The 13,677-nt window shown below is 68.5% G+C and carries 11 protein-coding genes; 7 read left to right on the forward strand and 4 right to left on the reverse strand.

Going from position 1 to position 13,677, the window contains the following annotated elements; genetic code table 11:
- Positions 1-30: 30 nt before the first annotated feature.
- The 4 genes from BCEP18194_RS26645 (at position 31) to BCEP18194_RS26660 (ending at position 4,614) form a co-directional block, all read left to right on the forward strand.
- On the forward strand, positions 31-1,698 hold the full coding sequence (locus BCEP18194_RS26645; protein ID WP_011354380.1) for an ankyrin repeat domain-containing protein: 1,668 nt from the start codon (positions 31-33) through the stop codon (positions 1,696-1,698).
- A 174-nt stretch (positions 1,699-1,872) separates the two neighbouring features.
- Positions 1,873-2,733 (forward strand): isocitrate lyase/PEP mutase family protein, encoded by an 861-nt coding sequence (locus BCEP18194_RS26650; RefSeq protein ID WP_011354381.1) that lies wholly within the window; start codon positions 1,873-1,875, stop codon positions 2,731-2,733.
- 337 nt (positions 2,734-3,070) lie between these two features.
- Positions 3,071-3,337 (forward strand): YodC family protein, encoded by a 267-nt coding sequence (locus BCEP18194_RS26655; RefSeq protein WP_011354382.1) that lies wholly within the window; start codon positions 3,071-3,073, stop codon positions 3,335-3,337.
- 101 nt (positions 3,338-3,438) lie between these two features.
- Positions 3,439-4,614, forward strand: coding sequence for a cytochrome P450 (locus tag BCEP18194_RS26660; protein ID WP_011354383.1), 1,176 nt, complete (start codon positions 3,439-3,441; stop codon positions 4,612-4,614).
- Between the two features lie 15 nt (positions 4,615-4,629).
- On the opposite strand, the gene BCEP18194_RS26665 is transcribed toward BCEP18194_RS26660, so the two are convergent.
- Both BCEP18194_RS26665 and BCEP18194_RS26670 read right to left on the reverse strand, forming a co-directional pair.
- The gene (locus BCEP18194_RS26665) at positions 4,630-4,956 is read right to left on the reverse strand and encodes a superinfection immunity protein (RefSeq protein ID WP_011354384.1); all 327 of its coding nucleotides are present in this window, start codon (positions 4,954-4,956) and stop codon (positions 4,630-4,632) included.
- A gap of 101 nt (positions 4,957-5,057) precedes the next feature.
- Positions 5,058-5,477 (reverse strand): rhodanese-like domain-containing protein, encoded by a 420-nt coding sequence (locus BCEP18194_RS26670; RefSeq protein WP_011354385.1) that lies wholly within the window; start codon positions 5,475-5,477, stop codon positions 5,058-5,060.
- A 111-nt stretch (positions 5,478-5,588) separates the two neighbouring features.
- On the opposite strand from BCEP18194_RS26670, the gene ftrA reads away from it, so the two are divergent.
- On the forward strand, positions 5,589-6,563 hold the full coding sequence (ftrA, locus tag BCEP18194_RS26675) for a transcriptional regulator FtrA (RefSeq protein WP_011354386.1): 975 nt from the start codon (positions 5,589-5,591) through the stop codon (positions 6,561-6,563).
- Between the two features lie 160 nt (positions 6,564-6,723).
- On the opposite strand, the gene BCEP18194_RS26680 is transcribed toward ftrA, so the two are convergent.
- Together BCEP18194_RS26680 and adiC are read right to left on the reverse strand one after the other, a co-directional pair.
- Positions 6,724-9,063 carry an Orn/Lys/Arg decarboxylase N-terminal domain-containing protein gene (locus BCEP18194_RS26680; RefSeq protein ID WP_011354387.1) on the reverse strand — a complete coding sequence of 780 codons (2,340 nt, stop codon included), beginning with the start codon at positions 9,061-9,063 and terminating at the stop codon, positions 6,724-6,726.
- A gap of 3 nt (positions 9,064-9,066) precedes the next feature.
- Positions 9,067-10,599 (reverse strand): arginine/agmatine antiporter, encoded by a 1,533-nt coding sequence (adiC, locus tag BCEP18194_RS26685; protein ID WP_011354388.1) that lies wholly within the window; start codon positions 10,597-10,599, stop codon positions 9,067-9,069.
- Positions 10,600-11,037: 438 nt separating this feature from the next.
- Between adiC and BCEP18194_RS26690 the strand changes: the two genes are divergently transcribed.
- Together BCEP18194_RS26690 and BCEP18194_RS26695 are read left to right on the forward strand one after the other, a co-directional pair.
- Positions 11,038-12,108, forward strand: coding sequence for an NAD(P)H-dependent flavin oxidoreductase (locus BCEP18194_RS26690; protein ID WP_041493216.1), 1,071 nt, complete (start codon positions 11,038-11,040; stop codon positions 12,106-12,108).
- Between the two features lie 80 nt (positions 12,109-12,188).
- On the forward strand, positions 12,189-13,643 hold the full coding sequence (locus BCEP18194_RS26695) for a M20 family metallopeptidase (RefSeq protein WP_011354390.1): 1,455 nt from the start codon (positions 12,189-12,191) through the stop codon (positions 13,641-13,643).
- Positions 13,644-13,677: the final 34 nt, after the last annotated feature.

Here is a 13,677-nt window from a genome sequence, read left to right on the forward strand (position 1 = left end):
CCTTCGGCCATTCACTGCACGAGGATTCGCATGAAAAAGTTGCCTCCCAAGGCCAATCCCGATCATCTGAAAAAGCAGGCCAAGGCATTGTTGCGCCTGTACCGGCAGGGCGACGCCGAGGCCGTCGCGCGCTTTGTCCGGTTTCTCCCCGCTGCCGCGAACCGCACGCACGACGAAGCGCTCGCGCTCGGGCTCCGGCTGCACGACGCGCAATCCTGCGTCGCGCGCGAGTACGGTTTTGCGTCATGGGCCGATCTCGGCGCGTTCGTCGAAACGCATGCGCTGGCGGGGCAACAGCGGTCGGAGCTGACCCGGCGCTGGCTCGACCTGGCCTACGGCGGCGACGTGACCGGCGGCTACGACGCACCCCGGCCGCGCGTCGCCGCGCAATTGCTGCTCGACCATCCCGATCTCGTTGCGGGCGATCCGACCGTCGCCTGCGCGGCCGGCGATCTCGATGCCGTGAAGGCGGCGCTGGCCGCCGATTCCGGCTGGATCGCGCGCGCCGGCGGCGTGCTGAAGCTGCCGCCGCTGGTCGCCGTCACCCATTCGCGGCTCGGGCAGCTTCCGGAGTTTGCCGCCCGGCTGCGTGCTTGCGCGCGTCTTCTGCTCGATGCCGGCGCCGATCCGAACCAGCGGATCGGCAACCGCTTTCCGCCGGCTTCGCTCGCCGAGCCCGACGAAGCGGAGCCGCTGTCGGCCCTGTACGGCGCGGCAGGCGTCAATCGCGATCCGGTTCTCACCGCCATGCTGCTGGAAGCCGGTGCCAACCCGAACGACGGCGAATCGCTGTATCACTCGGTGGAGAATCCGGCTTGTACGCGCGTGCTGCTCGAACACGGCGCGCGGGTGGGCGGGACGAATGCGTTGCGGCGCGCGTTCGACATGCGCGACGCGGATGCGCTCGAACTGCTGCTCGCGCATGGCGGCGACCCGAACGAGCCGCCCGGCGAGGGGTTGGCGCAGACTTGGGGCGCGCCGCTGTTGCGGGCGATCGGCGTGCGCTGCTCGGCGCGCCACGTCGCCGCGCTGCTGGCGGCCGGCGCCGATCCCGGCGCGCGGACCCCGACAGGCGTTAGTGCGTACCGGCTGGCGATGCAGGCCGGGCTGTCCGACGTCGCGGCATTGTTGCGCGCGGCCGGCGCGGAAGAGCCGCTCGACGCGGTGGACGCGTTCGTGGCGGCCTGCGCGCGCGCCGACGCCGACGACGCGCGGCGCATCCAGGCGCGCCATCCCGAACTGCCCGGCGCGCTGTCCGGCGAGCAGCTGCGGTTACTGCCGGACGCCGCCGCGTGGGGTTCGGGCGATGCGGTGAAGGTCATGGTCGAACTGGGGTGGCCGATCGCCGCGCGGGGCGGCGACTGGGATGCGAGCGCGCTGAATCACGCGGTGTTCCGTGGCGACGCGGACTTGCTGGCGTTCCTGCTCGCGCACGGTGCGAGCTGGCGCGACATGCACGGGTTCGGGAGCGATGCGCTCGGCACGTTGTCCTGGGCATCCGTCAACGAACCGGAGCATGTCGGCGCGTCCGACTGGGAGGCTTGCGCGCGGGTGCTGCTCGCGCACGGCGTGCCGCAAGCCGCGCGGGACCCGTCGAATCCGGACGGCGTGCTGATCGACGGTCGCGCGATGCGCTTCTCCGAGGCCGTCACCGACGTGTTGCTCGGCATCGACGGCGGGCCAACCGCATCGATCTGAACGACCGTGGGCCGGCGCCGGGTAGGGGGCGGCGCCGGCCCGCGCGTTGCCGGCTGCTGGCGTACCGCCGGCGAGCCGGTTTTTCCCGTCGCACGACGACATTTCGGCGAATGCTGAAACGTCGCGTGCACGACCGGCGTAAGCTCAGTCGTCACTTTCCTTCCGGAGTCCGCGATGCCCCGTTCCGACCTGCAAGCCCGCCAAGCCGAAGCTTTCCGCGCCCTGCATGCGCGTCCCGGCGCCTTCATCATCCCGAACCCGTGGGACGCCGGCACCGCGCGTCTGCTCGCGATGGCCGGCTTCGAGGCGCTCGCGACCACGAGTGCCGGCTACGCGTTTTCGAAAGGGCAGCCCGACAATGCGATCGACCGCGACGCGATGCTCGATCACATTAGCGAGATCGTCGCCGCGGGCGGCCTGCCCGTCAGCGCCGATCTGGAGAACGGCTTCGGCGACGCACCCGACACGGTGGCCGAAACGATCCGGCTCGCGGCCGAGGCCGGCGCGGTCGGCGGCTCGATCGAGGACGCGACGGGCCGCGCCGACGCGCCGATCTACGCGCGCGAAGCGGCGATCGAGCGCATCGCGGCGGCCGTCGCTGCGGCACGCGCGCTGCCGTTCCCGTTCACGCTGACCGCGCGCTGCGAAAACTACCTGCATGGCCGCCACGACCTCGCCGACACGATCGCGCGGCTCGTCGCCTATCGCGACGCGGGTGCCGACGTGCTGTACGCGCCGGGCATCACCGATGCGGACGACATCGCGGCGGTGACGCAGGCAGTCGGCGCGCCCGTGAACGTCGTGATGGGGCTGCAGGGCGGATTGCTGAGCCTCGACGCGCTGGCGGCGCTCGGCGTGAAGCGCGTGAGCGTCGGCGGCGCGCTGGCGCGGGCCGCGCTCGGCGCCTTTCTGCGCGCGGCGAAGGAGATGGCGCAGGAGGGCACGTTTACATTTACGCAAGCTGCCGTGCCCGGGCGGGATATCAACCGCTGGTTTGCGTCGCCGGATAATTCGTCGGTTTTGTTCGGAGAATGAGCATAAATAAATGGTGGGATCGTTCCCAGCCGAAATGTTGATTGACAATAATCAACCGATTTCGTGTCCGAATTAAACGTCGGTGACGACGCAAAATACATCGTCTATTCTCCGCATTCCGCCCATTCGACCTTCGCCGGCGCGCAAAACGCGCCGGATTGGGCGATCGGGCGCTCGCCGTGCGCGTCGATGGCGCACATTGTTGCATTTCCCCGGTCAGTATGTTTTTGAACGCGGGAGTTGCCGGCCGGTTTTTTGATTGATAATCTGCGGCACGTTCGAATGAACGGGTGGTAAACCACCGGGAATATCGATATATAAGAATGCTGAGAGAGCGATGACGAACCGAGAAAATCAACGCGTCAGGTTTCGCGTCGGCGATGTCGTGACGCTGAAGACGGGCGGGCCGCGCATGACCGTCACTTATGCCGGGCCGGTCGTATTCGACGACGGCGACTGGCTGATCTGCCAATGGTTCGACGAAAACGGCGAATTCCGGCAGGAAATGTTCCCTCACGACACGGTGGTGCCCGAGCCGCGCGCGATTTCGGCCGGACGCGTACGCATGCGCATGCAGTCGCATCGTTACCGCTCGGCTGCCTGACAATCACCTGTCGTCGCGATGCAACCACGCGCAACGCACGCACCGCGACATTTCACGTCAGCCCGAAACATGCGGCGGTGCGCTGCACCGATACTGTCTGCATGAACCCGACCGATCCCATCGCAGCGGTCACGCACCGCGATCCCTATCCCTACTATGCGGCGCTCGTCGACGGGCCGCCGCTCGCGTTCGACGCCACGCTCGGCCTGTGGGTCGCGAGCCGCGCGGCCGCCGTGACGGCCGTGCTCGGCCATCCGGCCTGCCGGGTTCGCCCGCTGGACGCACCCGTGCCGCCCGCGTTGCGCGGCACGACGGCCGGCGCGTTGTTCGGCGAGCTGGTGCGCATGAACGACGGCGCGCTGCGGCACGACGTGCCGAAGCAGGCGCTGCGCACGGCGTTCGCGCCGATCGACACGGTCGCGTTGCGTGACCGTGTCACGCAGCTTGCCGCGCGGCGCTTGCCGACGCCGGGCGATGCCGGCGCGCTGAACGCATGGTGCATGACGGTGCCCGTTTGCGCGGTTGCCGATCTGCTCGGCTTCGACGACACGCAGCTCGACGATATTGCGGGCCTGGTCGTCGATTTCGTCGCCGCGCTGTCGCCGCTGTCGGATGCCGTGGCGCTGGCCCGCGCGAGCGACGCCGCGCGGCAACTGCTCGACCGGATGACGGCGCGCGTCGCGCAGTCGCATGCGCACGACGGCACGCTCGTCGCCGCGGTGCAGCAGGCGGCCCGCGTGTCGGGCTGGCAGGCGAGCGGCGGGCTGGTCGCGAATCTCGTCGGGCTGTTGTCGCAGACCTGCGAGGCGACTGCCGCGTGGCTCGGCAATACGCTGGTGGCGTGGAGCGGGGACGCGAGCGCGAGCGCTGCGCGTGTGGTTCCGGACGATGCTGCGCTCGACGCATTCGTTGCCGAAGTCGGGCGCTTCGATTCGCCGGTGCAGAACACGCGCCGCTTCGTCGCATCGCGCACGACGATCGAAGGCGTGACCGTCGAAGCCGGCGACGCGATTCTCGTCGTGCTTGCCGCCGCGAACCGCGACCCGGCCGTGCATCGCGATCCGCACCGGTTCATGCCTGGCCGCGCGGCCGGGCCGAATTTCGGCTTCGGCACGGGGCCGCATGGTTGCCCGGGCGAGCGGATCGCGCGGGCGGTGACGGCGGGGGCATTCGGGGCGTGGCTGCGTGCGGGCGGTGTGGCACCGCACGACGGGCTGGCGTGGGACTACCGCGCGTCGACCAACGTCAGGATGCCGAAGTTCGACGCGGCACGGTGAAGGGGAAAGAGGGACTTAACGGCAGCCTTGCTTCTCCGCCCACTGCTCCTGGGCGGCGACGCGGCGTTGCACGCGTTCGACGAGACCGGTCGAGAAGGTCCGCATGCTGATACCGCGGCGCTTCGCGAGGATCGTCTGCGCGACATCGGTGCGCGGGTTCGGCTGGCAGGCCCAGTACAGCGTCATCAGCCAGCCGATGCCGGTCCACCCGAACAGCGCGTTGAACATCGCGACCGTCAGCTTGTCGTGCCGGCCACGCCGGTCGGCAATGACCGCCGGCAGAAAATAGATCGCGATCGCGGCCACCGAACCGGCCACTTGAATCAGGACTGCGTTCTGCATGTTGCTGCTCCATCCGAACTGCAATGGGACTGATTGTCGCGCTTTTTTCGTTTGCGTGCAGGGCGTGGACAGGCAATTGATTGTTGCGTTTTTAATGACGATCAGCCGGCTTCGGCATCCGCCGGCTGCACTTCGTTGCTCAACGTGAAGCCCTCGTCGAGCCAGCCCGTCACGCCGCCGATCATCAGCTTGACCGGCCGGCCGAGACGCGCGAGCTGGATCGCCGCGCGCGCGGCGCCGTTGCAGTGCGGCCCCGCGCAATAGACGACGAACAGCGTGCTCGCCGGATAGCCGGCGAGCTTGCTCTCGATGATCTTGCGGCGCGGCAGGTTGCGCGCGCCGGGTACGTGGCCGACGGCGAACGAGTCGGGGCCGCGCACGTCGAGCAGCACAAAATCGGGCGCCCCCGATGCGAGCGCGTCGTGCACGTCCCAGCAATCGGTCTCGAATCGCAGCGACGCCTCGAAATGCGCAAGGGCGGCGGGGCTGTCGGCGGCGGGCACGTCGGTGACGTAGGACATGGACAAGTTCTCCTGAAGGTTGTGCAGAACGCGGTGGAATGAGGGGCAGCATCGCGGTTCGGCGCGTTTCGCGGCAGTGGCGCGATCGACAAGTTCCGGTAACATCGCGCCATGCACAATCATCTCGTCGTCGCGCTCGCCTACGATCGCCTCTGCACGTTCGAATTCGGCTGCGTGGTCGAACTGTTCGCCCTCGAACGCCCCGAGCTCGGGGTCGACTGGTATCGCTTCGCCGTCTGCGCGAGCGAGCCGGGGCCCGTGCGTGCGGCGGGCGGCATCACGGTCGCCGCGCCGTATCGGCTCGCGACACTCGATCGCGCGGACACCATCGTGATTCCCGGCTGGCGCGATCCGGACGAACTGCCGCCGGAACCGTTGCTGAAGAAGCTGCGGGCCGCGCATCGCCGCGGCGCGCGGCTTTGCTCGATCTGCTCGGGCGTGTTCGTGCTGGCCGCGGCCGGCGTGCTCGACGGCCTCACGGTGACGACCCACTGGCGCTATGCGGAGAAACTGCAGGCGCGCTATCCGGCGCTGCGCGTGAATCCCGATGCGCTTTATGTCGACGAAGGGCAGGTGATCACATCGGCCGGGTCGGCGGCGGGGCTCGACATGCTGCTGCATCTCGTGCGTCGCGATCATGGCGGCGCGATCGCGAACCGCGTCGCGCAGCGCCTCGTGCTGCCGCCGCATCGCGACGGCGGGCAGGCGCAGTTCGTGCCGCGCCCGGTCGCGCCGGGCGGCACCGACCGGCTCGCGAAGCTGATCGACTGGATGCGTGCGCACGCGGCCGAGCCGCACACGCTCGCGTCGCTTGCCGCGCAGGCCGCGATGAGCACGCGTACGCTGCAGCGTCAGTTCGCGGACGCGACGGGAATGTCGCCGCTCGCGTGGTTGATCCGCGAACGCGTGAACGTCGCGAAGGACATGCTCGAAGCGCATCCCGCGCTGTCGCTTGCGCAGGTTGCGGCGCGCGCGGGGTTCGGTTCCGAGGAATCGCTGCGCCGGCATTTCCGGCGTGTCGCGGCGACGAGTCCGGCCGCGTACCGGCGCGGGATGAGTCGTGGCGAAAGCGCGCGGGACGCTTGAGCGCGGTACCGATTCCTGTCGACGTTTCCCTCGAGTGACACCGCAGCGGCGCAAGATCGCGCAGCACCGAGAGAGGCCGGCCGCCAGGGCGGCCGACGCCGGCTGCGAGTGGCGACGCCCGCCGCTGACTGGCGGCGCGGCATCGCGTTGCGTTGCGCACTCAGCGCGTGTTGTTATCGCTTGCCTTCTGCTTGATGCACGCGATCCGGTACACGCCATCCTCGACTTCGACACCGTGCGTGTCGTGCGTGAAGCCCGGGAAGCGCAGGTCGTACTGCTCGAGCGCCTTCAGGTAGCCGAGCAGCGGGCCGTCGGCCGACCCCGCGTTCTCGCCGGGCATCAGCAGCGGAATGCCGGGCGGATAGGGCACGACGCCTGTCGCGACAGTGCGGCCTTCCATCTCCGACAGCTCCAGCATCTCGATGTCGTTGTGCACCAGATGCTCGAACGCCTCGGCCGGGCTGTAGTCGGGCTTCGGCAGCGTCGAGAAGCCGCGCGACATCATCTCGGTCGTCTTCAGGTCGCTCATTGAGCTGAACATCAGGTCGCACAGGTCGCGCAGGCCGATCTTGCCGTAGCGTTCCGGATAGCGCGCGACGAGTTCGGGCAGCGCCTGTTCCAGCGGCGCGTTCGCATCGTAGTCGCGCTTGAAGTCGAGCAGCGTGTTGACGAGCGTGCCCCACTTGCCCTTCGTCACGCCGAGCGAGAACAGGAACAGGATCGTGAAGTCGGTCGTCTTCTCGACGACGATCCCGTGCCGGTCGAGATACGCGGTGACGACCGACGCCGGAATGCCGACCGGCATCAGCCCGCCATGCGAGGCGACACCCGGCGTGACGATCGACACCTTGATCGGGTCGAGCATGCAGTAGTCGTCCTCGATATCGCCGAAGCCGTGCCACGTGTCGCCCGGATGCAGCACCCAGCACGACGGGTCGGTGGCGAGCAGCGTTTCGTCCGCTTCGTGGAAGCGCACGCGGCGGCCCGTCTTGCGATCGACGACGCTATCGGGCTGCCAGCCGTTGAAGAACCAGTCGTTGTTCTCCGCACATTCCGTATGCAGGCGCGCCAGCATCTGGCGGAACGCGACGGCCTCGCGGATCGCGTCCGTCGTCAGCGCCTCGCCGCCGGGGCCGTCCATCATCGCGGCGCTCACGTCGTTCGACGCGATGATCGCGTAGTTCGGCGACGTCGACGCATGCATCATGTACGCCTCGTTGAAGCGCGCGTGCTCGATCGGGTTGCGGCCGTCGCGGACATGGATGAACGAGGCCTGCGACAGCGCGGCGAGCAGCTTGTGCGTCGACTGCGTCGCGAACACGGTCGGCTTGCTCGCGTCGTGTTGCGACGGATCGCCGTGCATCGCGTGACGGTCGCGGTAGATCGGGTTGAAGCGCGCGTAGCCGTACCACGCCTCGTCGAAATGCAATCGATCGACGCTCTGGCCGAGCAGTTCCTCGACGCGCGCGACGTTGTAGCAGAGGCCGTCGTACGTCGAGTTCGTGATCAGCGCATGCACGGGTGTCGGGTCGATGCCGTCGCGACCGCGCACGAGCGGGTTCGCGTCGATTGCCAGGCGTACGGCGGCGGCCGTCAGCCGCTCGGGCATGATCGGGCCGATGATCCCGTAGTGGTTGCGCGACGGAATCAGGTAGGTCGGAATCGCGCCGGACATTGTCATCGCGTGCTCGGCCGACTTGTGGCAGTTGCGGTCGCACAGCGCGACCTGGTTGCGCGTGACGCTCGCCATCAGGATCACGCGGTTCGACATCGACGAGCCGTTCGTCACGTGATACGTGCGATGCGCGCCGAACACGCGCGCCGCATAGCGTTCGCTTTCGCCGATCGGGCCCGAGTGATCGAGCAGCGAGCCGAGTTCGCCGACCGAGATCGACAGGTCCGAACGGAACAGCGATTCGCCGAAGAATTCGAAGTACGCACGGCCGACCGGCGATTTCAGGAACGCGGTGCCGCCCGTGTGGCCGGGCGTGTGCCACGAGTATTCGTACACGCGCGAGAACTTCGCGAGCGCGCGGAACATCGGCGGCAGCACGGTTTCGCGGTAGCGTTCGATCGCGGCGACGATCCGGCCGCCGATGAACGCGGTGGTGTCCTCCAGCATCCAGATGAAGTCGTCGGCCTTGCGCATCGCGTCGACCGGAATCGCGGACGCGCTCGCGCGGCTCGCGAGCAGGAACACGGGCACGGTCGCATTGCGTGCGCGCATCGCGTCGAGCACGGCCTGCGCGGGTGCGTGGTCGGCATCGTTGCCGAGTTCCCAGTTGAGCAGCAGGCACTGGATCGCCGGATCGGCGGCGACCACCGCGCAGGCATCGTCGGCGGATGTCGCGATCACGACGTCGACGAGCCGCGTGCGCAGCTCCTCGGCAAGCGCTGTCGCGGCGCGCCCGGTGGCGGTACGTTCATCGATGTCGTGCTGCACGAGCAGCGCCTTCATGCCGAGGCGGCGGAAGGCCGGTTGGGTCAAGGAAGCGGTCATGTGTTATTCCCCTGTTTGCTGGGTTGCCTGGACGCTCGCGGCAACGGCCGGCGAGCGCGCGTGAAGGGTGTCGGCCTGGTGACGGCCCACGGAGATCCAGAAAGTGGCGGCGAGCGCGGCGATGGTCACGCCGAGCGCGAGATAGCGCACCCAGCGCGGCGAGCGGCCGCCCGGATGGATATGGGTTTCCTCGATCTCGCGCTGGCGGTTGATCGACAGTTCGTAGAAGACGATCGTCGCGACGACGAAGATCAGCGACCAGCGCGTTTGCTGGCCATCGGAGCCGACCATCGCCCACAGCGCGTAGACGGCGCCGACCAGGCCGACGATCGTGTAGAACGTGAACTGGTGCGACGGCATCTTGCCGTAGCCGAGCACCTTGATCGCGATGCACGAGTAGATGTACGGCAGCAGCGTCATGATCACGGCGATCGACGCGATCTTGCCGAACTGCTCGCTGGCGCTCGGCGACATCGTCGCGAGCACCTGCACCGACATGATCAGTGCGACGATCGCAAGGCCGGCCGACGGCACGTTCTTCGAGTTCACGCGGGCGAACACGCCGGCGAACAGCCCGTCGTCGGCGGCCGCCTTCGCGGTCTGGCCGACCAGCAGCGTCCAGCCCGCGAGCGAGCCGAGGCAGCCGAGCGCCGCGCAGATCGCGACCGCGTTCGCGGCAGTATTGCCGAGCGCGAGGCGCGCGGCGTCCGCGAACGGCGCGCTCGATGCGAGCAGCGCCTTGTTCGGGATCATCCCCATGATCACGGTCGAGCTGAGCACGTAGCAGACTGCCGCAAGCACGACGCCACCGACGGTCGCGATCGGCACGTTGCGCGACGGGTTCTCGACGACGCCGGCCGATACCGACGCACTCTCGACGCCGATGAACGCCCACAGCGTGAAGTTCAGCGTCGCGCCGATCGCGCTGAAGCTGCTCGCGCCCGACACGTTCCAGCCGGCGAAATACACGTCCTTGCTGAACCAGAACCAGCCGAACACGGCCATCCCGAGGATCGGCACGAGCGCGAAGATCGTCGTGACCGACTGCACGCGACCGACGACGTTCGGCCCGAGGATGTTCGCGTACGTGAACAGCCAGATCACGAAGATCTGCGCGAGCGCGAACACGAGCGGGTCCTTCAGGACCGGGAAGAAATGCGTGAGGTAGCCGAGGCCGGCGACCGCGAGGCCGACGTTGCCGAGCACGTTCGCGAGCCAGTAGATCAGGTTGGTCTGGTAGCCCATGTACGGGCCGAACGACTTGCGCGCATACGCGTACGGGCCGCCGGCGGCCGGGTCGATTGCCGCGAGCTTCGCGAACACGAGCGCGAGCGACACGGCGCCGACGACGGTGATCAGCCAGCCGAAGATTGCGATGCCGCCGGTGGCGGCGAGGTTCGCGGGCAGCATGAAGACGCCGGAGCCCATCATGTTGCCCGCGACCATCAGCGTGGCGGGGATGACGCCGATTTTCGGCGCGGAAGCCGCGGCCGATGGGGCGGCGGAGCGGGAGGAGGACGAGCTGGCATCGGACATGCGACGCTCCTTGACGAGACGTGTTGCGGTTGAGGTGGCGCGGCGTGGCGCCGGTTGACGATTCCGGCATGAATCGTCGTTTTATTTAACGTTTTCATGTTATCGCCTTGGTGGTTTTTAATAAGGGTAAACGCCGGTATTTAATAACTTTAATATTGATGAATGTCATTGAAACCGGTGAATCGGTGTTTGAATTCGGGAGTGAATGGGCCGCGCAGTAAGGCTGAGGGAGCTTTTCGGGTCTCGGTCATGGGTGGTTAGGTCTTAGGTCGCGCCGCTGAAGCTTCCGGGGATAATCTCTTTTCCCGAATCGGTTAAATCAATTCGTGATGTAAATCGCGCCGCAATCGGGGTTCGAGTTTGTCGGTTAATATCGAGCGCATTAAATGCGCGCCGCCGGCGCGCGCGACCACCGCTGCTTCCCCGAGGACGATTCCGATGACGACGCTGCCTTCCCGATTGCCGCTGATCCAGGCCCCGATGGTCGGTTCGCTGAGCCCGCTCGCGATCGCGGTGTGCGAAGCCGGCGGGCTCGGCTCGCTCGCATGCGCGGCGCTCGGCCCGCAGCAATTGCGCGACGAGATCGCGGCGATCCGCGCGCGTACGCCCGCACCGTTCAACGTGAACTTCTTCTGCCATACGCCGCCGGCGCCCGACGCCGAGGTCGATGCACGCTGGCGCGCGGCACTCGCCGGCTACTACGCGGAAGCCGGGCTCGATCCGGCCGGCGTGAAGGGCGGCCCCGGCCGCGCGCCGTTCGACGATGCGATGTGCGCGGTCGTCGAGGAGCTGCGGCCGGCCGTCGTCAGCTTTCATTTCGGGCTGCCGGACGACAGGCTGCTCGACCGCGTGCGGCGCACGGGCGCGCGGGTGGTGTCGTCCGCGACGACCGTCGAGGAAGCGCGCTGGCTCGATGCGCGCGGCGTCGACGCGATCGTTGCGCAGGGCGCGGAGGCCGGCGGCCATCGCGGGATGTTCCTGACCGACGACATCCATGCGCAACCGGGCCTGTTTGCATTACTGCCGCAGATCGTCGACGCGGTGCGCGCCCCGGTGATCGCGGCCGGCGCGATCGCCGACGGGCGCGGCATCGCGGCAGCGTTCGCGCTCGGCGCGCGCGCCGTGCAGATCGGCACGGGCTACCTGCTGACGCCGCAAGCCGGCCGCTCGGCGCAGCATCGCGCGGCGGTGCGCGCCGCGCGCGACGACGGCACGCGCATGACCAACCTGTACACGGGCCGCCCCGCGCGCGGGCTGCTGACGCGCTTCATGCGCGAGCAGGGGCCGATGAGCGCGCTCGCGCCGGCGTTCCCGCTCGCGACGGCCGCGGTCGATCCGCTGCGCGGCGCGTTCGAGCGGCAGGGCCGCGACGACTTCTCGCTGCTGTGGTCGGGCGAGGCGGCGGCGCTGGCGCGCGAAGAGGATGCGGGCGAACTGACGCAACGCCTGTGGCGCGACGCGCTGGCGTGCGCGGCGGGGCTGCGCGATGCGTTCCCGCAGGCGGTCTGAACCACCGGGAAGGGGGCGCCGGCGCGGGAGCATCGGCGTATCATCTGGGTTTTCGTCAGCCCGATCCAGGCACCCCCACCATGACCTCCGTCGACACTACCCCCGTCCTCGACCATGACAAGCTCGTTACCTTCATCGAGCGCAAGTGGAACGATGAAATCCTCCACGCCCTGACCGACTACATCGCGATTCCCGCGAAGAGCCCCGCATTCGACCCCGACTGGGCGAAACGCGGCTATCTCGAGCGCGTCGTCACCGATGCCGCGCAGTGGGCCGAGCGCCAGCCCGTGAAGGGCCTGAAGCTCGAAATCGTGCGCCTGCCCGGCCGCACGCCGGTGATCTTCTTCGAATCGCCCGCCACGCGTTCGGGCAGCACCGACACGATCCTGCTGTACGGCCACCTCGACAAGCAGCCCGAATTCGACGGCTGGCGCGCGGACCTCGGCCCGTGGACGCCGAAGTACGAGAATGGCAAGCTGTACGGCCGCGGCGGCGCGGACGACGGCTATGCGATCTACGCGAGCCTCGCGGCGCTCGGCGCGCTCGACGAGCAGGGTATCGAGCGGCCGCGCTGCGTCGGCCTGATCGAAACCTGCGAGGAATCGGGCAGCTACGACCTGCTGCCGTACGTCGACGCGCTGCGCGACCGGCTCGGCCAGGTGTCGCTCGTCGTGTGTCTCGATTCGGGCGCCGGCAACTACGACCAGATGTGGCTCACCACGTCGCTGCGCGGGCTCGTGTCCGGCGACCTGCAGGTCGAGGTGCTCGAGGAAGGCGTGCACTCGGGCGTGTTCGGCGGCATCGCGCCGTCGAGCTTCCGCGTGATGCGCCAGCTGTTCGAGCGCCTCGAAGATGCGAAGAACGGCAACCTGCTGCCGGGCGTGTTCCATTGCGAGATTCCCGACAGCCGCGTGCGCGAAGCCGACGCGGCCGCGTCGATTCTCGGCGACGCCGTGTGGAAGGGGCTCCCGTGGGCCTGCGGCGCGGACGGCAAGCCGGTGCTGCCGACCACGGCCGATCCGCGCGAGGCACTGCTGAATTCGACGTGGCGTCCGTCGCTGTCGGTCACCGGCGCGGCCGGCCTGCCGGCGCTCGCCGATGCGGGCAACGTGCTGCGTCCGCGCACCGCGTTCAAGCTGTCGCTGCGCCTGCCGCCGCTTGTCGACGCCGCGCAGGCCGTGCAGCAGCTGAAGGCATTGCTCGAACTCGATCCGCCGTACAACGCGAAGGTCACGTTCAAGCCGGACGCGGGTGCCGCGACCGGCTGGAGCGCGCCGGATCTCGCGCCGTGGCTCGCGTCGTCGCTCGATGCCGCGTCGCGCCGCCACTTCGGCGCCGACTGCGCGTACATGGGCCTCGGCGGCACGATCCCGCTGATGAACGTGCTGCAGGAAGGCTTCCCGTCCGCGCAGTTCATGGTGTGCGGCGTGCTCGGGCCGAAGTCGAACGCGCACGGTCCGAACGAGTTCCTGCACGTGCCGTACGCGAAGAAGCTGACGGCGGCGGTCGCGGACGTGATCGCAACCGCGCGCTGATCGCCTGGCGCTTGGCGCCTGGCGCTGACAACTG

The sequence above is a fragment of the Burkholderia lata genome, assembly GCF_000012945.1.
Taxonomy (GTDB): domain Bacteria; phylum Pseudomonadota; class Gammaproteobacteria; order Burkholderiales; family Burkholderiaceae; genus Burkholderia; species Burkholderia lata.